Raw genomic sequence first — 22,036 nt, 5'->3', positions numbered from 1 at the left:
CTTACTTGCAGTTATTGCAGAAACGCTGGATGCGGCGGCAGGCTTCTTCCAGCAGATCCTCAGACGTTGCGTAGGAGATACGGAAGTTGGGGCCAAGACCGAAGGCAGAGCCGTGGACAACTGCTACGCCTTCTGTTTCCAGAAGTTCGGTCACAAAATCTTCGTCCGTCTCCAGAACCTTGCCCGAAGGCGCCGTCTTGCCGATCAGGCCTGCGCAGGACGGATAGACGTAGAAGGCACCTTCCGGCGTCGGGCAGGAAATGCCCTGGGCCTGGTTCAGCATCGATACGACGAGATCGCGGCGCGCTTCGAAGATCTTCTTGTTCTGAGCGACGAAATCCTGCGGACCGTTCAGCGCCTCGACAGCCGCCCACTGGGCGATGGACGCCGCACCGGAGGTCTGCTGGCCCTGGATCATGTCCATGGCCTTGATCAGCTCCAGCGGACCAGCCGCATAGCCGATACGCCAGCCGGTCATCGCGTAGGCCTTGGAAACACCGTTCATGGTAAGCGTGCGGTCATAGAGCTTCGGCTCCACTTCCACCGGCGTCACGAACTTGAAGTCACCGAAGGTCAGGTGCTCGTACATGTCGTCCGTCAGGATCCAGACATGCGGATGCTTGACCAGAACATCGGTCAGGGCCTTGAGCTCGTCATGGCTGTAGGCAGCGCCCGACGGGTTGGAGGGCGAATTGAAGACGAACCACTTGGTCTTCGACGTGATCGCCTTGTCAAGATCTTCCGCCTTCAGCTTGAAATTGTCTTCCTGCTTCGTCTTCACGAAAACCGGAGTACCGCCGCAGATCGACACCATCTCCGGGTAGGAAACCCAGTAGGGAGCGGGAATGATGACTTCATCGCCCGGGTTCAAGGTTGCCATGAAGGCGTTGAAAAGAATCTGCTTTCCGCCAGTACCGACGATCGTCTGGGCAGCGGTGTAGTCGAGACCGTTTTCACGCTTGAACTTGGCGGCAATCGCCTCGCGCAGCTGCGGAATACCGGAAACCGGCGTATACTTCGTCTCACCGCGATTGATGGCGTCGATGGCGGCTTTCTTGACATTATCCGGCGTATCGAAATCCGGCTCACCTGCGCCGAGACCGATGACATCGCGGCCTTTCGCTTTCAGCTCGCGCGCTTTCTGGGAAACGGCGATAGTGGCGGACGGCTTCACGCGGGAAAGTGCATCGGCAAGAAAGGCCATGATGGATAGATCCTAAGACTGTTGAAACGGCAGACCAGCTCGGTTTTGCCGGATGTTTCTATGAATAATGTTCGTGCGCGTTTCAAGCAGAAACGGCAATTTTCAAAATCTGATCGAATGCTGAAACGGCCGCGAGGCATGAGCTGGAACAGCGATATCACGGCCGGGTTTGAGTGCCTACAAAAACCGCGTTAACCAATGTCTTGATTTTGCCACAATAAATGCCGGTACCTGCCTCAATCCGGTCTTTGTGGCGTCTCTTTCGCACGGCTTTTTCTCAAATCAGGACAAGCGCAGTGAAGGGAAGAGAAAATGTTTCTGGATGATGAGGAAGCGACAGTTCGCATTCGTATCCGGCAAAGCTTCTCGACGCTTTGGGTCGCCGCAACAGCGCTTCTTGCTTGTGTGGTGATGATGCTCGCCATGATTGGCAATGCCCGCGCCGCCGACATGCGCAGCATAAGCGAGATCGTCACGCCCCAACTATTGCTTGGCGAAACCGTTGGCTTCGATACGCGTACGATTTTTTCGGCCCTGATCGTGGTTTTTTCCGTCGCTGCGGCGGGACTGTGGCTCCGGATCTTCCGGATGCCTGTCTCCGGCACATCTCTGGATCGGTTCGACGAGCAGACCAGCAAGCCACGCTAGCCCGCCCTCTCTCGCTTGAACCTTATCCGCACTCCTGCTAAAGCCCGGCACAACACAGGGCGCGCCGCAGACTAGGGTGAGGACTCAATCATCTTGTTGAAATGGTGTGAGGCGATCCGGATGAGATACAAGGCGAAAAACTTGAGGCGATGTTTATGCATCGGCGAGGCTTTTCAACGACGTAGATCGCCGGATCGACCACATCCAAAGGACACGCGAACGGCTTCAATCTGCTTTGTCGAGGCTCTCGAATGGGTTTGGGACCCATCCGTCGAGCCTCTCCTCGCATATTCTTGCCGTTCATCGTGCCATTTCAATAACATGATTGGGTCCTCACCCTAACGAAGCGGCATCCATATTCCCGGTCTTATCTGATCGGCGAATATACCGGCGCCTGACCTCCAGGTATCAGGCCGCAATGACACGCGTACAGGCAAATCTCGTTCTTCTTCTCGCCGCAGCCATTTGGGGCGGCGGCTTTGTGGCCCAGGCAACGGCCATGGATGCGATCGGCCCGTTCTGGTTCGTGGGCCTGCGCTTCGCGATCGCCGCCCTCGCCTGCCTTCCGTTCGCGCTGCTTGAGCACCGCAAACTCGGCAAACCTGCGCAAAGGCGCGATTTCGGCGCCTTCGTACTGGTCGGGCTCGCGCTGTTCGGAGGCGCGATAACCCAGCAGATCGGATTGCAGACGACGACCGTCACAAACTCCAGCTTCCTGACCGGGCTATATGTCGTCTTCGTCCCCGTCATCTCGATCATTCTGTTTCGCAAGGCCCCTCACTGGATCATCTGGCCGGTCGCGCTGATGGCACTTGCGGGGATCTTCCTTTTGAGCGGCGGCACACTGGCTCATATGACCGTTGGCGATCTCTGGAGCATCGTCTGCGCTGCCTTCTGGGCCATGCAGATCGTCCTTGCCGGCCACTTCATCGCACGCTCACCGCGTCCGCTTGGGCTGTCAGCAACGCAATTTGCAACCTGCTCCGTTCTGGCTCTGGCAATGGCAATCGCACTTGAGCCGATTTCGCTTGCCGCCATCGAAGGCGCTTTGATCGAAATCCTGTATGTCGGACTGATATCCTCCGGCCTCGCCTTCGTGCTTCAGGTCATCGGGCAGCGCTATACCACGGCACCCCAGGCGGCCATCTTCCTGTCCTCCGAAGCCCTGTTCGGCTCGTTTTTCGGCGCCCTTTTCCTGGGGGAAAAACTGCCTGCCCTCGGTTATGTCGGCTGTGCCCTCATCTTCGCGGCCATGCTGATCGTGGAAGTTGTGCCAGAACTGCTGAAACGGCGACGGAACGGCAAAAGCATCGGTGCGGACTTCACTTAAGCCGAATCGCGTTGCACCTTTTTGGCACGAAATCGATCACCGGATACAGTTCCGATACACAATCTCATCTTGTGGTTGCGGCAATTTCGCTGATTTTTCAGCATGAAGAGCAATAGTTCATGTGTTGCTAATTAGTTGCACAAAAGTTTTTCTTGCCAAGTAGCGATTTACACAGCACTCTGTGCATGTTCGGGCAATTTACGAGCATGGGAAGAGCTATAATAAGCGCTCCGGAAGCGCCAAAACTTCCGGGTAGGAGATATGAGGCGTTTCAGCAATGATTCTTACTCGTATTTTCTGCGGTAACACGGGCCCCTTTCCTCCATTTTCGAAATGCCTGCCGCCAAGCCCCTCGTGGGCAATATCGTGATGCTGTCCGCCGCTGAACACGGACAGAGGAAAAAGGACCTGATGCATGGCCGAGACTGGCACTGTAAAATTCTTCAATACGGACAAGGGCTTTGGTTTTATCAAGCCAGATAACGGCGGCGCCGATATCTTCGTCCACATCTCTGCTGTACAGGCTTCTGGCCTGTCCGGACTTACCGAAAACCAAAAAGTAAGCTTCGACACGGAACCGGATCGTCGCGGCAAGGGCCCGAAGGCAGTCAACCTGCAGATTTCTGGCTGATATCCGCTACGGATCTCACGAGTTGAAGCCCGGCAGGAATGCCGGGTTTTTTTATGCCCCCGTTAGGAGAATATCCGGCGCCCATCGAAGCGCCGGAAGGTTATCAAATTCCCTGAAGGAATGGATTGCTGCGGCGTTCGTCGCCAATTCGGCTGCCGGGCCCGTGACCGCAGATGAAGCCGAAATCATCGCCCAGAGGCAGAACCTTATCGCGGATCGATGCCAGTAGCTGATCGTGGTTGCCGCCCGGAAGATCGGTACGGCCAATCGAACCGTTGAACAGCACATCTCCCATGATGATGAAGCGCATGTCCTTGTTGACAAAAATGACATGGCCTGGCGAATGTCCCGGGCAGTGCAGCACATTGAAGGTGTGCGTGCCGAACGTGACGACGTCACCGTCCTGCAGGTAGCGGTCAGAAACCAGGTTGCGGGCTGGCGTCTTGTAGCCAAACTCCCGGCCTCGTGCCGCAAGCCCATCCAGAAGATACTGGTCGTCTTTGTGGGGGCCGATAACGGGAGCCCCGGTCATTTCTCTCAACTCGTCGGCACCACCTGCATGGTCGATATGACCATGCGTGATCCAGATTTCCTTGATGGTGATGCCTTCCCGGCGGGCAGTCTCGGCAATGCGGTCCGCATCACCGCCGGGGTCGACGACGACGCCTTCCTTCGTTTCAGTATCGAAGATGATCGTGCAATTCTGCTGGAAGGGAGTGACGGGAATAATCCCTGCCTGGAGCTGTCCCATGATACCTCACTGAAGGATGCTGACGAAAGGTTCCCTATAACGCCCTTCGCCCTGCCCTGCAGCGAAAAAATCACTCGGAGACGAAGTAGCTGCCTTCAGCGGAAACGGAAGGAGCAAAGGCGGCCGCGCCAATGAGGAGAGAAGCAACCGCGATCTTCAAAGCGAATACGGCCACGAAAACGGGGCGAAGCGGGTGATGTGTTGTTTCGGTCATGCTGCGGTCTTCCAATTGTTCCGCCATATCGCTGGTGAGCAGAGCCATCGTTTTTCTCCTTATTCCGGCCAAAAAACGGCACAGCGCAGAGAAAGGTTCCGCCAATCATGCAACTGAGAATATTATGTTGCATGAATTCAACACGTGCCTTGAGCGGAGCTGGCGTACGCTTTGTCCTTGCCAGTGGCAGGCCGCTGACAATCCGGCGAGGCACGCACAATCCTGTTGATTCCGGAGGCACTTCGCGCTTTATCAGGCGCGACGAAACCAGAAAGACAACCGTGGCGCGGCAAACGCTGCCATTGGTTTGCCGAAGAGGAAACATAAACGTGCCATCGGGTTCGACAGGGAAAGCCGCTGCAAAGGTTCACCCGCCAATGCCTGCCGTCGACGAGGCGCAGATCGATTTCGAGACGATAGAGTTGTTCTTCTTCGCCTATCGGGATTTCGTATCCGATCCCGACGCTATTCTCTCCAAGATCGGCATGGGACGCGCCCACCACCGCGTGGTCTACTTCGTCTGCCGCCAGCCAGGCATGATGGTGACCGATCTTCTTGATACCTTGCAGATCACCAAGCAGAGCCTCGCCCGTGTTCTCAAGCAGTTGATCGATAACGGCTATATCCGCCAGATGGCAGGCGCCAAGGATCGCCGCCAGCGGCGGCTTTATCCCACATTGGCGGGGCGCGAACTGGCGCTGGCGCTTTCTGAACCGCAATCCCGCCGCATAGCGCGCGCATTGGAAGAGTTGACGCCAGAGCAGCGTGGTGGTGTGCTGGCGTTTCTGAAGGCTATGCGCGGTCGCGAAGAAGGCGTAGAGCCGGTTGAAACCGAGGTCGAGTGAATATGGCGAATGCTGCAGTGTCACCATCCGATGACGCCGCCCACCTGCTGGTGGTCGATGATGACCGGCGTATTCGCGATCTCCTGCATCGCTACCTGATGGAACAGGGCTTTCGCGTCACGGTCGCAGGCGATGCTGCCGAAGCCAGACGCAGGCTCGAAGGAATAGAGTTCGATCTCATGATTCTTGATGTCATGATGCCGGGTGAAACAGGCATCTCGCTCACCCAGTCCATGCGCGAAAAGCGGGCAATTCCCATCATTCTGCTGACCGCGCGGGCCGAAGCGGAATCGCGTATCGCAGGACTGGAGGCCGGAGCCGACGACTACCTGCCGAAGCCGTTTGATCCACGCGAACTTGTCCTGCGCATCAACAATATCCTGCGGCGCAATTCCAATCCCGAGGTTCCGAAGATCGATCAGATCATGTTCGGCCCCTTCACCTTCTCCATTGCCCGCAAGGAACTTCGCCGCGCTGCCGAGACAATTCGCCTGACGGACCGCGAACAGGAAATCATGCTTCTGTTTGCTCTGCGCGCCGGAGATACGATTCCGCGCCATGAACTGATCGGCGACGATGCCGAGGTAGGAGAGCGAACGATAGACGTGCAGATCAACCGACTGCGCCGGAAGATCGAGGATGATCCGGCCAACCCGGTCTACCTTCAGACCGTTCGCGGCATAGGCTACCGCCTGAGCATTGACTGATCTTCGTCCACCACTCAACCGCTCTCTCGATCAGCTGAAGCGGCTCTCCGCCACCCTCTCCCACGCGACCGGCAGCCTGAAACAGCGGGTGGAGCCTGTGATGGACCGGCTCAAGCCACCGGGCTGGACGAAAGCAACGCGGTGGCTGAAGCGCCGCATGCCAACCGGCCTCTACACCCGGTCCGTGCTGATCGTCATCATTCCGATGCTCCTGCTGCAGAGCGTTGTATCCGCCGTCTTCATGGAACGGCACTGGCGAAACGTGACAGAGCGGCTGTCGCAGGCCGTAACGCGTGATATCGCGGCAATCATCGAGATCATCAAGACCTATCCGCCCGCAAATGGCGACTATACGGAGATAACCCGTATTGCCCGTGACCAGCTATCGCTGAACATATCGGTTCTGCCCGATACCCAGCTGCCGCCGCCGCGCCCGAAGCCGTTCTTTTCGATCCTGGATGATATTCTCGCGGACCAGATCAATCAGCAGATCCGCCTGCCCTACTGGATCGATACGGTCGGCGACAGCCGTCTGGTGGAAATCCGTATCCAGCTGGATGACAAGGTTTTGCGCGTCTTTACCATTCGCAACCAGACCTACGCCTCCAACACGCATATCTTCCTGGTCTGGATGTTCGGTACATCGCTTCTCTTGATCGGCATTTCAATCCTGTTCCTGCGCGGCCAGATCCGCCCCATCCTCATGCTGGCGGATGCCGCCGAAAGCTTTGGCAAGGGCCAGCGCAATGATGGCTTTGTGCCTCGCGGAGCCGATGAAATTCGCCGCGCGGGCATTGCCTTCAACCAGATGCGCGAGCGCATCGAGCGGCAGATCGAACAGCGCACCGCCATGCTGACAGGCATCAGCCATGACCTTCGAACGATCCTCACCCGATTCAAGCTGCAACTGGCGCTGGCTGGCAATAATCCGGACCTGCATGGCATGGAAGCGGATGTAGAGGACATGCAGAGCATGCTGGAAGGCTATCTCGCCTTTGCGCGTGGCGAAGCCGAGGAAGATTTTGGCGAACTTCGCCTCAGCGAACTTCTGGAGAAGATCAGGGTCGACTTCGATCTGCACGGCAAGGAGATGGACTATACCATCGACGGCGAGGATCTCCTGTCCGTGCGTCCCAATGCCTTCATGCGTCTCGTCGGCAACCTTGCATCCAACAGCCAGCGCTATGCGAACCGCCTGACGGTCGAAGCCCGGCACAGCGCCAAATGGCTGACATTGATTTTCGATGATGATGGTCCGGGCATTCCGGAAGCCTCACGCGAGGATGTGTTCAAACCGTTCTACAGGTTGGATGAGGCACGCAATCTGAACGCTTCCGGCACGGGTCTCGGGCTTGCCATTGCCAGAGACATTGCCCGTGGCCATGGCGGGAACGTCACCTTGTCCGATAGCCCTCTCGGCGGCCTGCGCGCTGTGGTGCGCGTGCCAGCCTGAAGACTGGACAAGATCACATCATCTTCTTGCCGTTCGGCACGCCGCGCTCGACGCTGGCCAGAACGATTGCGCCATTCTCATCGGCAAAACCCAGCGTCAGCACTTCGGAACGCACCGGCCCGATCTGACGCGGCGGGAAGTTGACGACGCCCAGAACCTGCCGCCCCAGCAGGGTCTCCGGCGTATAATGTACGGTGATCTGCGCGGATGAGCGCTTCACGCCGATCTCCGGGCCAAAGTCGATCCGAAGCTTGTAGGCGGGCTTGCGCGCTTCCGGAAAGTCCTCGACCTCGATAATGGTGCCGACACGGATGTCGACTTTTTCGAAGTCGTCGAAGGTGATCTCGGCCAAGTTTCAGCTTCCCAGTTCCTGCGCACGCGTGCGTGCCGCTTCAATTGCCTTGTCGAACAGCGGCTGCATGGCATCGTCCGCCATCAGCACGGAGAGTGCTGCAGCCGTCGTCCCGCCGGGAGACGTCACGTTCTTGCGAAGCTGCGCAGCCTCCTCCGTCGATTGATGCAGCAGTTCCCCAGCGCCCGCTACGGTTTCGCGCGCAAGACGCATGGCAAGATCTGCGGGAAGGCCAAGCTTGCGGCCTGCTTCCGCCATGCATTCCACGAGGTAGAACACGTAAGCCGGACCGCTGCCGGAAACCGCTGTGACGGAATCAATATCCGCTTCGGTTGCGACCCACTCGACAGGACCGCTGACCTTCAGAAGGTCATGCACGGATTGCCTTTGCTCGGCGGAAACCCTGGCATTGGCGAAAGCACCTGTCACGCCACGACCGACCATCGCAGGCGTGTTGGGCATGGCGCGAACCATGCCAGCATCTCCCAGAGCATTTTCGATCGATTTAAGCGTCTTGCCCGCAGCAACCGATACCACCACGGTTTCGGACCCCACCAGGCCCTTCAGCGGCGGCAGCACTGCATCCATGACCTGCGGCTTGACCGCTATGAACAGAATGGACGCGGAGATACCGTGAGGTGCTTGCGTTGCATGGCGCACGCCGGCCTCAGCCAGTCTGCCCTTCGTCGCCTCGGAGGGCGACGGATCGATCACCAGAACGTTCTCCGGTGGAACGCCGTTCTTCAACCAGCCAAACAGCATGGCGCCACCCATGTTGCCAGCGCCAACCAGCACAATCGGATTTTGGGCAGAAACAGGCATCAGCATTCACCAACAGTCTCGAACAACACGGCCTCCATGGCCGATTTTGCATCGAGTCCGGACCAAACGACGAACTGGAACGCCTGATAATAAGTTTCGCAGGTCTCCAGGGCGTTGGAAAGCAGAACTTCAACCTGCTGGTTCGTCGGCTCCGCGCCGCCTGCCAGAAGCAGAGACTGGCGGAAAATGACCACGTCTTCCTGCCGCCAGAGATCGAAGTGACCCATCAGCACCTGACCGTTGACCTGCGACAAAAGCCGAATGACCTCGTTCACGCGAATTTCGGGCACTTTCAGATCGAAGGCACAGGCCAGATGCAGCGCTTCGAACTCCTCCATCCAGGAAAAGGAAACGTGGTAATCCGTCCAGTGACCCTCTACGGTCATGGCGATTTCGTCTTCGCCGGAACGCTCGAACGTCCAGTCGTTCGAGGCGGCGACGAACTCGATCATGTCGACCGGGTTCGAGTGACGTTCCGTCTGGATCTCAATTAGGCTCATGCGGCACCTTCTAAACCGGAATGGAAGCGGCATTCGTGCAAGGACTACGCACCAAGAGACGCACACACAATTACCGGAAACTGATAGTCTCGATGTTCCCCGCACCGGCCACACTAGAGCGTCAGCCCTGTCTGGAGCTTGTGGTCGCTGTTTCGAATCATCATTTAAAATCAGTGTATAGGCACAGAATCCGAGTACCAGTCCCTCTTGCCACATTTTGCGGGGACGACTCAAAAAACACCCTCTCACGAGGGTTAAGATTTCATGATTAAGCGACTCTGCGACTTGCGTTTTTCCAACCTGTCCACAGGCCCGAATTTTGTTTGTACAAGCTGCGGACCGAAGCCGGTCAACACGAAAAAAGGCGCATCCCCTGTTAACAGGAACGCGCCTCCCAATGCTGGTCGAAGTGACCTTCAGCCGTTATTGGCGAGCTTGGCTTCCAATGCCTCGATCCGCGCCTTGAGGGCGTCGTTCTCGTCGCGGGCCTTGATTGCCATTTCGCGCACGACCTCGAATTCCTCGCGCTTCACCACGTCCAGCGAATTGATGAACCGCTCCATCTGTGCGTGGATCGCCGTTTCGGCTTCCTTGCGCACACTCTGCGCTGCTCCTGCCGCATCCGTCATCAGGCGGGCGAATTCATCGAGAATACGATTGCTGCCGGTCGACATGGATCTCTACTCCTTATCCGGGCCGCCGCGGCGGCAAGCCGTTGATCTTCCCAACTGAGGTAGGCGCAGACGACATCGCTTGCAAGATTTTTGGCACTCTGCGGATCGGATTCCTGTAAATGTCTGAGGATGACCAGAGCTTTGGCGAGATAAGCCTTGACCCGTTCCGGGACGAAAGTCATCTTCCGCGAAAGAAATGGCTTTCCGGCCGAGGTATTTTCATTTGTACTCAGCACCTGGTCTTCTCGCCATATTGCCCTATCCGAACATAGATCCGATCGCCTTTTCGATCGGTCCTCTTGCTGTGCATTGGTATGGCATCGCCTATGTCGTCGGCATCATGCTGGGCTGGCACTATGCCAAGCGCATGGTCGCCAGACCGGAACTTTGGCCGAACGGCACATCACCCATGACAGCGGAAAAACTGGACGATTTCCTTGTCTGGGTTGCCGGTGGCATCGTTCTGGGCGGACGGATCGGATACATTCTCTTCTATGATATGGGCGCCGTGATCGAGAACCCGGTCCGCGCGATCCAGATCTGGAATGGCGGCATGTCCTTCCACGGAGGATTGATCGGCACCACTCTGGCGATGATCTTCTTTGCCAGACGCAACGCCATCCCGGTCTGGAGCCTGTTCGATACGGTCGCGACCGTCGCGCCCTTCGGTCTGTTCTTTGGCCGCCTCGCGAATTTCGTCAATGGCGAACTCTGGGGTCGCATCAGCGATGTTCCCTGGGCCATGGTCTTCCCGACGGGCGGGCCTTTTGCACGCCACCCCAGCCAGCTGTACGAGGCCGTGCTCGAAGGCATCGTTCTTCTGCTCGTTCTTCGTGTCCTGACCCATCACGTAAAGGCGCTGCGAAAGCCCGGCACGGTGGCAGGTGCCTTTGTCTGCGGTTATGCGCTGTCGCGTATCTTCGTGGAATTCTTCCGGGAGCCGGATCCGCAGCTCGGTTATCTCGCGTTCGGCTGGCTGACCATGGGAATGGTGCTTTCCCTGCCCATGCTGGCGATCGGCATCTGGGCAATCCTCCGCGCACGCGGCGCGGCCCCTACACCTTGAGGCGAAGACGAGGCAAACATGACCACGCCGCTCGCAGACAAAATCAAGAACCTGATAAAGCTCAACGGCCCCATCAGCGTTACGGATTATTTCGCCCTGTGCCTTGCCGATCCGGAACACGGCTACTACCGGACGCGCGAGCCTTTCGGTCAGTCGGGCGATTTCATCACGGCTCCGGAGATCAGCCAGCTGTTCGGCGAAATGATCGGCGTTTTTCTGGTTCATGCCTGGCAGCAGCATGGCAGCCCGACGCCCGTCAATCTGGTGGAGATCGGGCCGGGACGCGGCACCATGATGCTGGACATCATGCGCGTCGTGCGGCGGCTTGCGCCGACCTTGTTTGACGAACTCCAGATCCATCTCGTGGAAACGAGCGATCGTTTGCGTGGCGTGCAGAGGGTGACGCTGGAAGCCTTTTCCGCCAAGGTTCACTGGCATCGCGGATTTGACGATGTCCCGCCAGGTTTCACGCTGATTGCCGCCAACGAACTGTTTGATGCCATTCCGATCCGCCAGTTCGTCAAGACCGGCACCGGTTTCCGGGAACGCCTTGTCGGCCTCGATGCCGATGATGAACTGGCCTTCGGCGTTGGAATGGCCACCATCGATCCGACGCTTCTCCCTCAGGGAAGTGGAGGCGAACCGGAAGGCACGGTCTATGAAATTGCCCCGGCACGGCAGGCGGTGATGCAGGCCCTGTGCGACCGGCTGACACAAAACGGCGGCACCGCAGTCATCATCGACTATGGCCACATGGCCACGTCTTTTGGCGATACGCTGCAGGCAGTTCTTCGCCACGAATATGATCATCCGCTCGCCCATCCCGGCGAAGCGGATCTGACCAGCCATGTCGATTTCGAGGATCTGGCACGGGTGGCGCGCGCCTCCAACCTGCAGATCAACGGCTGCCTGCATCAGGGCGATTTCCTCTACGGCCTTGGCCTTGCCCAACGGGCGCAGGCGCTGGCTTCAGGCAAGGCCGAGCAGGAGCAAAGAGCAATCGCGCTGGCGGCAGACCGCCTGGCTGGTGCCGGTGAAGGCAAGATGGGCGAGTTGTTCAAGGTCATGGCAGTCTCCTCCCCCAAGGTGGCGCTTGCCCCGTTCAAGCCGGTCACGCGCTGACCTTGATCTTCTGAGCTGAGCGGTTGACAGGTTTGCAGCCGCCGGGCCAAAGTCCGCACCGAACGAAGCAGTGGGCATGGCGCCTGCCGCGCAGATGGCATGCCGCAAACGTCGGCACGGACGAGCATGCCTGTGACCAACAGACTGGCGGCGCAGATCAAATCCGCCCCGGAACTCGAACCGTAAACGACACGTCAGCACCAACGTCTCACGCAGCGGGAACTTATGCAGCAACAAGCCCTATCGCCGGTCCATAGCCCAATCCTGTCCGAACTGGAGCCTTCTGGCATTCGCCACGGCTTTTTCACGAAGGTAGGCGGCGTTTCAGATGGCATCTATGCCAGTTTGAATGTCGGCCTCGGCTCGAATGATGATGCTGAGAAGGTGCTGGAAAACAGACGCCGCGTTGCTGCCTGGTTCGGCCAACCGCTGGAACGGCTGGCGACCGTGCATCAGATCCATTCGACCGATGTCATCGTCATGGATGACCGATATGACGGAACACGCCCTCAAGGCGACGCCATGGTGACAGCGACACCCGGCCTGATCATCGGCGTCCTGGCTGCCGATTGCGGCCCAATCCTGTTTGCGGATGCCAAGGCGGGGGTTATCGGTGCGGCCCATGCCGGTTGGAAAGGCGCTCTCGGCGGGATTGCGGAAAACGTGATCGGCGCGATGATTTCCTTGGGCGCAAGCCTTGAGAACATCACCGCAGCGCTTGGGCCCTCCATCGGGCCGGCCAGTTACGAAGTCGGCCCGGAGTTTGTGGAGCGCTTTGTCACGCAGGACCCGCGGTTCGAGCGGTACTTCACACCATCAGTCAAGGCGGGCCACGCCATGTTCGATCTTCCATCACTCACGACGCAGCGGTTGCTCGATGCGGGCGTCCGGGCTGAAAATCTCGCAATTGATACCTATCCCGATCAGCATCGCTTCTTTTCCTACCGCCGAACGACCCATGCCAGGGAACCGGATTACGGCAGACAGATTTCAGCCATTGCAATAATGGAGACGTGATATGGCGCTGCATTTCGACAGAAGCGAATATTCCGAGCGCCTTCAACGTCTGACAGATGTCATGGAAGCACAGAAGCTGGACGCGCTTCTACTGTTTGCACAGGAGAGCATGTACTGGCTGACCGGCTACGACACCTTCGGCTATTGTTTTTTCCAGTGCATGGTCGTGAAGGCAGACGGCTCCATTTCGCTTCTCACCCGATCTGCGGACATGCGGCAGGCCCGTCATACGTCGACGGTCGAAAACATTGTCATCTGGGTGGACCGGGTGAATGCTGATCCGACGCTGGACTTGAAGAACCTGCTCAGCGATCTCGACCTATTGGGCGCGAAGATCGGCGTCGAATACGATACGCATGGCATGACGGGCCGGGCTGCGCGGCTTCTCGATAACCAGCTTTCCACGTTTGCATCCTTGAGCGATGCATCAAATCTCGTCGGCGAACTGCGTCTCATCAAGAGCCCCACAGAGATCGCGCATATCGTTCGCGCGGCCGAACTGGCGGATGATGCTCTGGATGCCGCTCTCGAGCTGATCGCTCCGGGCGCCGATGAGGCAAAGATTCTGGCTGCCATGCAGGGCGCGGTCTTGAAGGGTGGCGGAGACTATCCCGCCAACGAATTCATCATCGGCTCTGGTTCAGACGCGCTTCTTTGTCGCTACAAGGCAGGTCGCCGCAGATTGGATGCTATCGATCAGTTGACGCTGGAATGGGCGGGCGTGTCTGCCCACTATCATGCTGCGATGATGCGCACCGTGCTGGTTGGCGAGGCAAGCAGCCGACATCGCGAACTGTATAATGCATGCCGGGAAACCATGCTCGCAATCGAGGATGTTCTGAAGCCCGGAAACACGTTCGGAACCGTATTCGACGTGCACGCTCGCATTATCGATGAGCGGGGACTGACTCGACATCGACTGAACACCTGCGGCTACTCGCTCGGCGCTCGTTTTTCGCCGTCCTGGATGGAGCAGCAGATGTTCCATGCGGGAAATGAGCAGGAGATCCTGGCCGATATGTCGCTGTTCGTGCACATGATCATCATGGATTCCGACAGCGGTGCAGCAATGTCGCTGGGCCAGACCTACCTCACCACGAATGACACACCCCGTAGCCTTTCGCGACACAGCCTGGATCTCATTGTGCGTGAATGAGACACCGGCGTTGACTTGAACCTTTCCTCGCCCCTACTCTCTTTCTCCGGGAGACGGCAGGAGGAACGGGATGCGAAAGCACCAACTGCAGGTTTGGGCACCGCTGGCGGCCGTCCTACTCTGTGGCTGCAACACGTCCGATGCGCTGACGCCGAAGGTCGACGTTGGCGGTGGATTGCATCCGACAAGCCCGGTCACGCAGGCCGAGGCGCAGCGCATGGCCGGAAGCCCCGAACCGCAGTCGAGATCCTTCCCGCCAGCTCCCTCCTATCCGGCTGGACCGCAAAATTCCCAGCAGGCGCAATCACGTGCCATGATTGAAGGCGCTTCGGCCCCAAGCCAGACCACGGTGCAGAGCGCCCCGCTTTCATCTCCATCGCCACCGCCGCCCGCTTCCTCACAAAGCGCAGCCGCCATTGCCTCCCTTCCCGCCGCCTCGGCAGCGGAGGCCGAAAGCATCCGCTTTCTTCCCATCATCGGTGCACCCGTTCAGGCGGTTACCCCCCTCTCGAAAGAGCTGGGTTCCTCGGCACGTGCGGCTGGCCTGACCATCAAGGCTGCGGCAGATTCTACCGCAGGGCATATCCTCAAGGGCTATCTTTCCGCTTTCGAGGACGGCGGCAAGGTGACGGTCGTCTACGTCTGGGATGTGCTAGACGGTACAGGTGCCCGTCTCAACCGGATCCAGGGACAGTTATCCACACCCTCGCGCGGCGGAGCGGACCCGTGGACCTCGGTTCCGGCCGAACTCATGCAATCGGTCGGCCAAACCACGATAAAAAGCTATCTTGAGTGGCGAAACAGTCGCGCCTGATCATCCTGAGTTGAGATAAATTTACCACCTCTAACGCTGGTTACATAAAAATCCGGCCTGTTGGGCCGAACAGTCTTGCATTCGAGGCACGCCTCGGTAAAAGGCCCGCATCCAGCGTCAAAATAGGCGGACCCAAATGAAGGTTTTCGCAGGCAATTCGAACCGGCATCTGGCCGACGCGATCTGTTCCTACCTCAATGTACCTCTAGGAAGAGCCAGCGTCCGGCGGTTTGCCGACCAGGAAATCTTCGTGGAGATTCAGGAAAACGTGCGTGGCGAGGACGTCTTCGTCGTCCAGTCTACATCGTTTCCCGCAAACGACCATCTGATGGAACTGCTCATCATGATCGATGCGTTCCGTCGCTCCTCCGCACGGCGCATCACCGCGGTGCTGCCCTATTTCGGCTATGCCCGCCAGGACCGCAAGGCGGGACCGCGCACGCCGATCTCGGCCAAGCTGGTCGCAAACCTGATCACGGAAGCCGGTGCTGATCGCGTTCTGACGCTCGATCTTCATGCGGGCCAGATCCAGGGCTTCTTCGATATCCCGACGGACAATCTTTACGCCGTGCCGATCCTGGCCCGTGACGTGAAGGAACACTATGACCTGAAGAACGTCATGGTCGTTTCACCGGATGTTGGCGGCGTGGTTCGCGCCCGCTCTCTCGCGAAGCGTCTCGATTGCCAGCTGGCGATTGTCGACAAGCGCCGTGAGCGTGCTGGTGAATCCGAAGTCATGAACGTCATCGGTGATGTGACCGGCAAGGACTGTTTGCTGATCGACGATATCGTTGATTCCGGCGGCACCCTTTGCAACGCCGCGGAAGCACTGCTGAAGAACGGCGCAACCAGCGTGACCGCCTACATCACACACGGCGTTCTGTCGGGCGGCGCAGTCGCTCGCGTCAGTTCCTCGAAGCTGAAGGAACTGGTGATCACAGACTCCATCCAGCCGACAACGGCCGTCCAGTCCGCTCCTAACATTCGCGTTGTCACCACAGCCGGCCTGCTGGGCGAAGCGATCAACCGAACGGCTCTTGAAGAGTCGGTCTCCAGCCTGTTCGACTGATCTAAACAAGAATAGACAGCATTGGCCGCACGGCGCTCAAAGCACCGTGCGGCCATTGTTTTTTTGGGCACTCGTCAGGCCACGTGCGGCAAGGCGTCTACATCCGCATATTCTTCAACCGGATTGACCAGGCCATCGATGCCCGAATGCGGCACAGGCTTGCCAAAGAAGAAGCCCTGCATCTGCTCGCATCCCTCTCTGCGCAGAAAATCCACGTGTTCGGCCGTCTCAACCCCTTCCGCCAGAACGGGGATATTGAGGCTGTGCGCAAGAATGACCGTAGAGCGAACGATAGCTGCAGCCAGACGATCATGGCTGACCCGATCCACAAAGGAGCGGTCAATCTTGATCTTGTCAAAAGGAAAGCTCATCAGCGTCGAGAGGGATGAATAGCCGGTGCCATAGTCGTCCATGGCGATTTTCACGCCGAGATCCTTCAACTGCCGGATGATGATCAGCGCCCTCTCCTGCTCCTCGATAAGGCCGGACTCGGTGATCTCCAGTTCAAGGCGATGCGGCGAAAGGCCCGTTTTTTCCAGAACCATCGCGACCTTAAGCGGGAAATGCGGATCGGAAAGTTGCTGAACCGCGACGTTGACCGCAATTCCATACGGCTGCTGCCAGCGAGCGGCTTCCATGCAGGCATGCTGGAGAACCCAGGCTCCGATTTCGACGATCAGCCCGGAGCGCTCCGCAATGGGAATGAATTCCGCAGGAGAGATACTGCCCCGCACCGGGTGGTTCCAGCGCAGCAGCGCTTCAAAGCCAACGAGATCGCCGCTCACCGTATCGTGCTGTGCCTGATAGAACACTTCAAGCTGCTCGTTTGCCACGGCGTGACGCAGGTCCATGGCCAGCGCATTGCGTTCGCGAACGGCTGCATCCATTGAAGGATCGTAAAAACAGACATTGTTCGGGCCGAGCGCCTTTGCGCGGTACATGGCCACATCCGCCTGCGCAACAACGGTGTCCATCAGGTTTTTTTCATCGCCCGGCTCGAAAAAGGCAATACCGACGCTGGATGACACACTGAAACGGTTCTCCTTCCAATCGACCGGTTGATTGATCTGGACGAGTAACCGATTGGCGAGTGAGCTTGCGTCGTGACGCCCGAAAGCCTTCTGGCTGATCACCACAAACTCATCACCGCCAATCCGCGCGATGAACTCCTCAAATCCCATGACGGAGCGAAGGCGCTGGCCGATGACCTGAAGAACTGCATCGCCAGCGCTATGACCGTGGACGTCATTGATTTCCTTGAACCTGTTGAGGTCGAAGGAGAGGACTGCGACCCGATGACCAGGAACGACAGGCCGACTTTCGATCTTCGAGAGCTGCTCGTGGAAGGCGGCGCGATTGGGCAGACCGGTCAGGGCATCGTGCAGGGAGAGATGGCGATAACGGGCAACTGCGGCCTGCGTTGTTTGAAGGTCCAGCACATAAGTTGCAGCCGCAAGCCCCATCAGTATCATCATGACACTCAGGACCGAGAAGCCCAGAAGCATGGACGAAACGGCGGAGCCAGAGAGCGCCGCCATCGGCTCGAGCACCAGCTGTACCGCGGCCATGGCTGTGAAATGGGTCGTCACGATCGCAAGTACCATTGCGAGCGTGCCGCCATATCGGCAAAAGCGCGTGACGGGCCGGATAATCCGGTTGACCGCGACCGCTCCAAAGAAAGCTCCGAGCACCACAGAGGCCACCACATAACGATCGTCCCAGATGATCGAGCCCGGAACGTCATAGGCCGCCATGCCGGTATAATGCATGGATGCGATGCCAAGACCGATGACGGCTCCTCCCGCCTCGCCCAGTGCGGAACGGCCACTAGCGGCCGCAATCCCGAAACCTGAAACGCAGCCGGCAATAGCAAGGAACAGAGACAAAAGCGTCAGGTCTGGCTGATATCCCGCAGCGACGCCCGGCAGATAGCCCAGCATCGCCAGGAAGTGCGTGGTCCATATCGCGCATCCACTGACGAAGCCGGTCAGCAGCACCCACACAAGCCGTTCGCTACGGCTGGATGCCTTGAACGAGCGTGCGAAAAGGCGCATGCCGAGATAGGATCCGAAAATACAGACCAGAGCAGCAGCCGCGACATAACGAAGGTCGTGATCCTGGATCAGGCAGGAGATTACATACAGCATTGAACCGACACTCATTGGCAAGTGAATGGAAACTAATCAACGAAAGTGTAAAAAGCCTTCGAGAGAAGGGTAAATGAATTATCATCTTCTAATGTGCCGATTTGGGGCCGCACGGCCAGCGCTTGCACTTGGGGGACATATCGTCTATAGCGCGGGCGTCCGCGTAGACACCCTTGGAGGCAACGCGGATGAAGCGCGTCGGATGATGCCCTTCAAATCCGGCGGGGACTGGTTCCCGGTCCGGATTCTCCAAATAACCTCGAAAAGGATATGCCATGAGCAACGCTACTTATGAGCTCAAGGCCGAGGCGCGCGATCGGGTTGGTAAGGGGTCCTCCCGCGAACTTCGCCGCAACGGTTTGATTCCTGCCGTCATCTATGGTGACAAGCAGGCTCCGATTTCCATCGCCCTGTCCACGAACGAAGTAACGAAGCGTATCCACGCTGGCGGTTTCATGACCACCGTTGCTACGATCGACGTCAACGGTCAGAAGATCTCGGTTCTCCCGAAGGACTACCAGCTGGACCCGGTTCGCGATTTCACGATGCACGTCGACTTCCTGCGCGTTTCCGCAGACAGCCGCGTTACCGTTGAAGTCCCGGTTCACTTCATCAACGAAGACAAGTCCGCCATCAAGACCGGTGGTGTGCTGAACATCGTTCGCCACGAAGTCGAACTCGTATGCCCGGCAAACGACATTCCGGAATTCCTGACGGCTGACCTCGAAGGTCTGCAGTTTGGCGATTCCATCCACATCTCCAACATCAAGCTTCCCAAGGGCGTAGAGCCGACGATCGATCGCGACTTCACCATCGCTTCCATCGTTGCTCCGGTTGCTGAAGAAGCCGCAGCAGGCGAAGGCGAAGCTTCCGAATAAGCTTCTCTGTCGACTTCTGATTGATTTTAACCCGCCGGGCGACAGCCGGGCGGGTTTTTCTATTTACCGCCGCTTAAGGCTCTTGCTTCGAAACATTTCCAAATTCGCAATACTGCACGTTAAGGTGATGTCTGTTCGTGCCATGATTGAACGGGATTCGTCCGGTTTCAGTGAAATTTAAAGAATACATGCCACGGTCTAGGAAGCTTACGTCGAGATCCGGCGACACTGCTGGAACGCGCGAGGGAGAAACTGATGACACGATCTGTCGAAAGCCGCTTCATTGCGATCATTTCTGCAGCTCTGGTCATCGTTGTTGCTCCGCTTTTCTCCCTGTTTCTTGCTTTGTCTTCCCAGCAGGCCAGCGAGAGCCAGCATGAGCGCATTCAGGTTCTGATTGGGGCCAATGCCCAGGCTCTTTCCAAACCGCTCTGGGATCTCGACATTGAGAGTATCCGCCAGATCACCGAGCAGCTTGTGGGCGAAGGTGCAATTCGCGTTGTTCAGGTCACCGATACGATAGGCAAGTTCGACGTCACGGAGAGCAATCTGCGCGACAGCAGCGAAGATCTGGAGAAGATGTCGCGACCTATCGTCTACCGGGCGCCCGACAGTATCCAGCGCATTGGCACCATCACCATTCATTATGATAGGGTTGGGCTGTTTTCGGCATTGAACCGCATGGAGATCACATTGATCTCCATATTCGCGGTCGCGATCCTCGTGGTGTTCGCAGCGGCAATCGTGGGCAACCGGCTCATGGTCATTAGGCCCCTCCTCCGCCTGACGGCGGCAGTCGAGGCGACGCGTCGCCTTGGCTCGCGCCACCACGTCGACTGGCGCTCGAAGGACGAGATGGGCCGGCTGGCGAAAAGCTTCAATGAAATGCAGATCCAGCTGGACCGTGAAGAGCGGGAACTCAAGCGCGCTCACCAGCAGACAACCGAGATCTACAATCTGACGCCCGCCATGCTCTTCTCGCTGGATGCCGACGGCATGATCTGGGCTGTCAGCGATTATTGGCTTCTTGCCACAGGCTATAGCCGTCGCCATGTCCTGGGGCGGCCCTTTGTTGATCTCATCGTTCCCGAAGACCGTCCGGTCTATCTCGACCGTAGAAGCGAGGCAGACGGTGGCAACGCCAGCCACGGCGTCACAGTCCGCTTTCAATGTGCAGATGATCGCATCATCGACGTGCTTATCATGGAAACGCTTCTCAAGTCGGCATCCGCTGAACTGCCGACCTCGCTCAGCGTCATGACGGATGTGACCGAGCTCAAACAGTCCGAGATCCGCAATCATCATCAGGCCATCACCGATCACTTGACCGGCCTTCTGAACCGCCAGGGCTTCGAGGTCGCACTCGATGAGAAGATTGCAGAGGCAGACGAGAGCAAGACCGACGTCGCCTGTCTGTTCATCGACCTCGACAGGTTCAAATCGATCAACGATACTTTGGGACATGCGGCCGGAGACCGTGTGCTGTGCGAATTCGTCGAGCGTGTGTCTCCGCTGGTCACCGCTGAGGATTGCGCCTCCCGTTTGGGCGGGGACGAATTTGCTCTTCTCATTACCGGCAAGGATGCAAAGGCAAGAGCATCGCAGATCTGTATGCAGGTCGTCGCGGCTTTCGATGCCCCCTTCGAGCTCGACAGCGCCTCGGTGCGCCTCAGCGCCAGCATCGGCCTTGCGGTCTATCCGGAGCACGCCGAAAGCGCCGCGGAACTTCTTCAGCGATCCGACATGGCAATGTACGCCCGCAAACGCGATGGCAAGAACGGCGCCAGCATCTATGATGAGGCAATACTGGATCGCACACGCCAGAGGGCCGAAATCGAGGCCGACATCGAGGCAGCGCTCGCGAACAGCTGGTTCGAGGCACATTTCCAGCCCATCGTCGATACGCGCACCCGCTCTACCATGGGCTTCGAGGCCCTGATGCGCCTGCGCCATCCCCGCAAAGGTTTGCAGTCTCCAGCCGCCATCGTCAGTGTTGCCGAAGAAACCGGCTCAATAGACAGGATTGGCAATGAGATCCTGGAGGATGCGCTCGAAAGTCTCGCAAAGGTATGCCGCATACCGGGCATGGAGCGCTGCTACGTAGCCGTGAACTTCTCGCCGCTGCAGTTCGAGCACAGCTTGCCGACGCGCATCGCAGCCCATGCGGCCCGTTTCGGACTCAGCCCCAGCCAGGTCGTGATAGAAATCACCGAAGCGGTTCTGATGCACGACAACCCGGAAATCCGCACAATCCTGGATCAGTTGCACAGTTTCGGCTGCCGTATCGCACTGGACGACTTCGGAACGGGCTATTCTTCGCTAAGCTATTTGAGCCGCTTCCCGGTCGACATCGTCAAGATCGATCAGTCCTTCGTGAAATCTCTCGGGACCGATGCAGTCGAGATCAAGCAGAAAAATCGCATGCTGATGGAAGGTATCACTGCCATCTCGCATAAGATGAACTGTATCGTGGTCGCCGAGGGAGTGGAAACGGAGGAGCAGTTCACGCAGTTGCGCGCCATCGGCGTCGATTGTGCACAGGGCTATCTCTTCTCCAAGCCCATGGCCGTGCCGGATCTCATCACAAATCTGAACACGACCGCGAATTTGCTGGAATCTCGCATTGCATAAGCGCA

Annotated in this window: 22 protein-coding genes; 14 read left to right on the top strand and 8 right to left on the bottom strand. The window is 58.0% G+C overall.

The genetic code is table 11. The annotated features are described in order from the left end of the window. Position 1: 1 nt before the first annotated feature. Positions 2 to 1,204 carry a pyridoxal phosphate-dependent aminotransferase gene (locus tag G6N80_RS16190; protein WP_165135271.1) on the bottom strand — a complete coding sequence of 401 codons (1,203 nt, stop codon included), beginning with the start codon at positions 1,202 to 1,204 and terminating at the stop codon, positions 2 to 4. A 312-nt stretch (positions 1,205 to 1,516) separates the two neighbouring features. On the opposite strand from G6N80_RS16190, the gene G6N80_RS16185 reads away from it, so the two are divergent. From G6N80_RS16185 to G6N80_RS16175, 3 genes are all read left to right on the top strand, one after another. Further along, entirely contained in the window at positions 1,517 to 1,852 is a 336-nt protein-coding gene (locus G6N80_RS16185; RefSeq protein WP_062554016.1) for a hypothetical protein, read from the top strand. Positions 1,853 to 2,270: 418 nt separating this feature from the next. Next, entirely contained in the window at positions 2,271 to 3,182 is a 912-nt protein-coding gene (locus G6N80_RS16180; RefSeq protein WP_165135268.1) for a DMT family transporter, read from the top strand. Between the two features lie 415 nt (positions 3,183 to 3,597). Then, entirely contained in the window at positions 3,598 to 3,813 is a 216-nt protein-coding gene (locus tag G6N80_RS16175) for a cold-shock protein (protein ID WP_006725577.1), read from the top strand. 103 nt (positions 3,814 to 3,916) lie between these two features. Here the strand turns inward: G6N80_RS16175 and G6N80_RS16170 are convergent, their stop codons facing one another. Both G6N80_RS16170 and G6N80_RS16165 read right to left on the bottom strand, forming a co-directional pair. Then, complete coding sequence (locus G6N80_RS16170; RefSeq protein WP_165135265.1) at positions 3,917 to 4,564, bottom strand: MBL fold metallo-hydrolase; 648 nt, start codon at positions 4,562 to 4,564, stop codon at positions 3,917 to 3,919. Positions 4,565 to 4,634: 70 nt separating this feature from the next. Continuing rightward, the gene (locus G6N80_RS16165) at positions 4,635 to 4,826 is read right to left on the bottom strand and encodes a hypothetical protein (RefSeq protein ID WP_062554012.1); all 192 of its coding nucleotides are present in this window, start codon (positions 4,824 to 4,826) and stop codon (positions 4,635 to 4,637) included. 329 nt (positions 4,827 to 5,155) lie between these two features. On the opposite strand from G6N80_RS16165, the gene G6N80_RS16160 reads away from it, so the two are divergent. The 3 genes from G6N80_RS16160 (at position 5,156) to G6N80_RS16150 (ending at position 7,783) form a co-directional block, all read left to right on the top strand. Continuing rightward, positions 5,156 to 5,623: a MarR family winged helix-turn-helix transcriptional regulator gene (locus G6N80_RS16160; protein WP_082547129.1), complete on the top strand. Its 468-nt coding sequence runs from the start codon at positions 5,156 to 5,158 to the stop codon at positions 5,621 to 5,623. A 2-nt stretch (positions 5,624 to 5,625) separates the two neighbouring features. Continuing rightward, complete coding sequence (locus tag G6N80_RS16155) at positions 5,626 to 6,330, top strand: response regulator (RefSeq protein WP_165135262.1); 705 nt, start codon at positions 5,626 to 5,628, stop codon at positions 6,328 to 6,330. A 100-nt stretch (positions 6,331 to 6,430) separates the two neighbouring features. Next, positions 6,431 to 7,783, top strand: a complete 1,353-nt coding sequence (locus tag G6N80_RS16150; RefSeq protein WP_062554741.1) for an ATP-binding protein — start codon at positions 6,431 to 6,433, stop codon at positions 7,781 to 7,783. Between the two features lie 13 nt (positions 7,784 to 7,796). On the opposite strand, the gene G6N80_RS16145 is transcribed toward G6N80_RS16150, so the two are convergent. The 4 genes from G6N80_RS16145 to G6N80_RS16130 form a co-directional block, all read right to left on the bottom strand. After that, positions 7,797 to 8,135, bottom strand: a complete 339-nt coding sequence (locus tag G6N80_RS16145; protein WP_062554010.1) for a tRNA-binding protein — start codon at positions 8,133 to 8,135, stop codon at positions 7,797 to 7,799. 3 nt (positions 8,136 to 8,138) lie between these two features. Next, complete coding sequence (proC, locus tag G6N80_RS16140) at positions 8,139 to 8,957, bottom strand: pyrroline-5-carboxylate reductase (RefSeq protein ID WP_062554740.1); 819 nt, start codon at positions 8,955 to 8,957, stop codon at positions 8,139 to 8,141. Further along, entirely contained in the window at positions 8,957 to 9,457 is a 501-nt protein-coding gene (locus G6N80_RS16135) for a type III secretion system chaperone family protein (protein WP_062554009.1), read from the bottom strand. The genes proC and G6N80_RS16135 overlap by 1 nt, the downstream gene beginning before the upstream one ends. 416 nt (positions 9,458 to 9,873) lie before the next feature. After that, on the bottom strand, positions 9,874 to 10,131 hold the full coding sequence (locus G6N80_RS16130; protein ID WP_062554008.1) for an accessory factor UbiK family protein: 258 nt from the start codon (positions 10,129 to 10,131) through the stop codon (positions 9,874 to 9,876). Between the two features lie 223 nt (positions 10,132 to 10,354). Here G6N80_RS16130 and lgt point away from each other — a divergent pair, with 223 nt between their 5' ends. From lgt to G6N80_RS16100, 6 genes are all read left to right on the top strand, one after another. Beyond that, positions 10,355 to 11,197 (top strand): prolipoprotein diacylglyceryl transferase, encoded by an 843-nt coding sequence (gene lgt, locus G6N80_RS16125; protein ID WP_062554007.1) that lies wholly within the window; start codon positions 10,355 to 10,357, stop codon positions 11,195 to 11,197. An 18-nt stretch (positions 11,198 to 11,215) separates the two neighbouring features. Next, positions 11,216 to 12,319: a class I SAM-dependent methyltransferase gene (locus G6N80_RS16120; RefSeq protein ID WP_062554006.1), complete on the top strand. Its 1,104-nt coding sequence runs from the start codon at positions 11,216 to 11,218 to the stop codon at positions 12,317 to 12,319. Positions 12,320 to 12,544: 225 nt separating this feature from the next. Beyond that, positions 12,545 to 13,336, top strand: a complete 792-nt coding sequence (gene pgeF, locus G6N80_RS16115; RefSeq protein WP_165135259.1) for a peptidoglycan editing factor PgeF — start codon at positions 12,545 to 12,547, stop codon at positions 13,334 to 13,336. Between the two features lies 1 nt (position 13,337). Continuing rightward, positions 13,338 to 14,492: a M24 family metallopeptidase gene (locus G6N80_RS16110; protein WP_165135256.1), complete on the top strand. Its 1,155-nt coding sequence runs from the start codon at positions 13,338 to 13,340 to the stop codon at positions 14,490 to 14,492. Between the two features lie 70 nt (positions 14,493 to 14,562). Further along, positions 14,563 to 15,306 carry a hypothetical protein gene (locus G6N80_RS16105; protein WP_165135253.1) on the top strand — a complete coding sequence of 248 codons (744 nt, stop codon included), beginning with the start codon at positions 14,563 to 14,565 and terminating at the stop codon, positions 15,304 to 15,306. A 136-nt stretch (positions 15,307 to 15,442) separates the two neighbouring features. Continuing rightward, positions 15,443 to 16,375 (top strand): ribose-phosphate pyrophosphokinase, encoded by a 933-nt coding sequence (locus tag G6N80_RS16100; RefSeq protein WP_062554002.1) that lies wholly within the window; start codon positions 15,443 to 15,445, stop codon positions 16,373 to 16,375. A gap of 74 nt (positions 16,376 to 16,449) precedes the next feature. Here the strand turns inward: G6N80_RS16100 and G6N80_RS16095 are convergent, their stop codons facing one another. Further along, positions 16,450 to 18,522, bottom strand: coding sequence for a putative bifunctional diguanylate cyclase/phosphodiesterase (locus G6N80_RS16095; RefSeq protein ID WP_165135250.1), 2,073 nt, complete (start codon positions 18,520 to 18,522; stop codon positions 16,450 to 16,452). A gap of 275 nt (positions 18,523 to 18,797) precedes the next feature. Between G6N80_RS16095 and G6N80_RS16090 the strand changes: the two genes are divergently transcribed. Together G6N80_RS16090 and G6N80_RS16085 are read left to right on the top strand one after the other, a co-directional pair. After that, entirely contained in the window at positions 18,798 to 19,400 is a 603-nt protein-coding gene (locus tag G6N80_RS16090; protein ID WP_062554000.1) for a 50S ribosomal protein L25/general stress protein Ctc, read from the top strand. 255 nt (positions 19,401 to 19,655) lie between these two features. Further along, on the top strand, positions 19,656 to 22,031 hold the full coding sequence (locus G6N80_RS16085) for an EAL domain-containing protein (protein ID WP_062553999.1): 2,376 nt from the start codon (positions 19,656 to 19,658) through the stop codon (positions 22,029 to 22,031). Positions 22,032 to 22,036: the final 5 nt, after the last annotated feature.

The sequence above is a fragment of the Rhizobium rhizoryzae genome (genome assembly GCF_011046895.1).
GTDB lineage: Bacteria > Pseudomonadota > Alphaproteobacteria > Rhizobiales > Rhizobiaceae > Neorhizobium > Neorhizobium rhizoryzae.
This window is presented reverse-complemented; position numbering and strand designations above follow the sequence as displayed.

Bases quoted from the DNA above. Each gene is read 5' to 3' on its own strand.
- G6N80_RS16190 (WP_165135271.1), bottom strand. From the start codon at position 1,204: ATGGCCTTTCTTGCCGATGCACTTTCCCGCGTGAAGCCGTCCGCCACT.
- G6N80_RS16185 (WP_062554016.1), top strand. From the start codon at position 1,517: ATGTTTCTGGATGATGAGGAAGCGACAGTTCGCATTCGTATCCGGCAA.
- G6N80_RS16180 (WP_165135268.1), top strand. From the start codon at position 2,271: ATGACACGCGTACAGGCAAATCTCGTTCTTCTTCTCGCCGCAGCCATT.
- G6N80_RS16175 (WP_006725577.1), top strand. From the start codon at position 3,598: ATGGCCGAGACTGGCACTGTAAAATTCTTCAATACGGACAAGGGCTTT.
- G6N80_RS16170 (WP_165135265.1), bottom strand. From the start codon at position 4,564: ATGGGACAGCTCCAGGCAGGGATTATTCCCGTCACTCCCTTCCAGCAG.
- G6N80_RS16165 (WP_062554012.1), bottom strand. From the start codon at position 4,826: ATGGCTCTGCTCACCAGCGATATGGCGGAACAATTGGAAGACCGCAGC.
- G6N80_RS16160 (WP_082547129.1), top strand. From the start codon at position 5,156: ATGCCTGCCGTCGACGAGGCGCAGATCGATTTCGAGACGATAGAGTTG.
- G6N80_RS16155 (WP_165135262.1), top strand. From the start codon at position 5,626: ATGGCGAATGCTGCAGTGTCACCATCCGATGACGCCGCCCACCTGCTG.
- G6N80_RS16150 (WP_062554741.1), top strand. From the start codon at position 6,431: ATGGACCGGCTCAAGCCACCGGGCTGGACGAAAGCAACGCGGTGGCTG.
- proC (WP_062554740.1), bottom strand. From the start codon at position 8,957: ATGCCTGTTTCTGCCCAAAATCCGATTGTGCTGGTTGGCGCTGGCAAC.
- G6N80_RS16135 (WP_062554009.1), bottom strand. From the start codon at position 9,457: ATGAGCCTAATTGAGATCCAGACGGAACGTCACTCGAACCCGGTCGAC.
- G6N80_RS16130 (WP_062554008.1), bottom strand. From the start codon at position 10,131: ATGTCGACCGGCAGCAATCGTATTCTCGATGAATTCGCCCGCCTGATG.
- G6N80_RS16120 (WP_062554006.1), top strand. From the start codon at position 11,216: ATGACCACGCCGCTCGCAGACAAAATCAAGAACCTGATAAAGCTCAAC.
- pgeF (WP_165135259.1), top strand. From the start codon at position 12,545: ATGCAGCAACAAGCCCTATCGCCGGTCCATAGCCCAATCCTGTCCGAA.
- G6N80_RS16110 (WP_165135256.1), top strand. From the start codon at position 13,338: ATGGCGCTGCATTTCGACAGAAGCGAATATTCCGAGCGCCTTCAACGT.
- G6N80_RS16105 (WP_165135253.1), top strand. From the start codon at position 14,563: ATGCGAAAGCACCAACTGCAGGTTTGGGCACCGCTGGCGGCCGTCCTA.
- G6N80_RS16100 (WP_062554002.1), top strand. From the start codon at position 15,443: ATGAAGGTTTTCGCAGGCAATTCGAACCGGCATCTGGCCGACGCGATC.
- G6N80_RS16095 (WP_165135250.1), bottom strand. From the start codon at position 18,522: ATGCTGTATGTAATCTCCTGCCTGATCCAGGATCACGACCTTCGTTAT.
- G6N80_RS16090 (WP_062554000.1), top strand. From the start codon at position 18,798: ATGAGCAACGCTACTTATGAGCTCAAGGCCGAGGCGCGCGATCGGGTT.
- G6N80_RS16085 (WP_062553999.1), top strand. From the start codon at position 19,656: ATGACACGATCTGTCGAAAGCCGCTTCATTGCGATCATTTCTGCAGCT.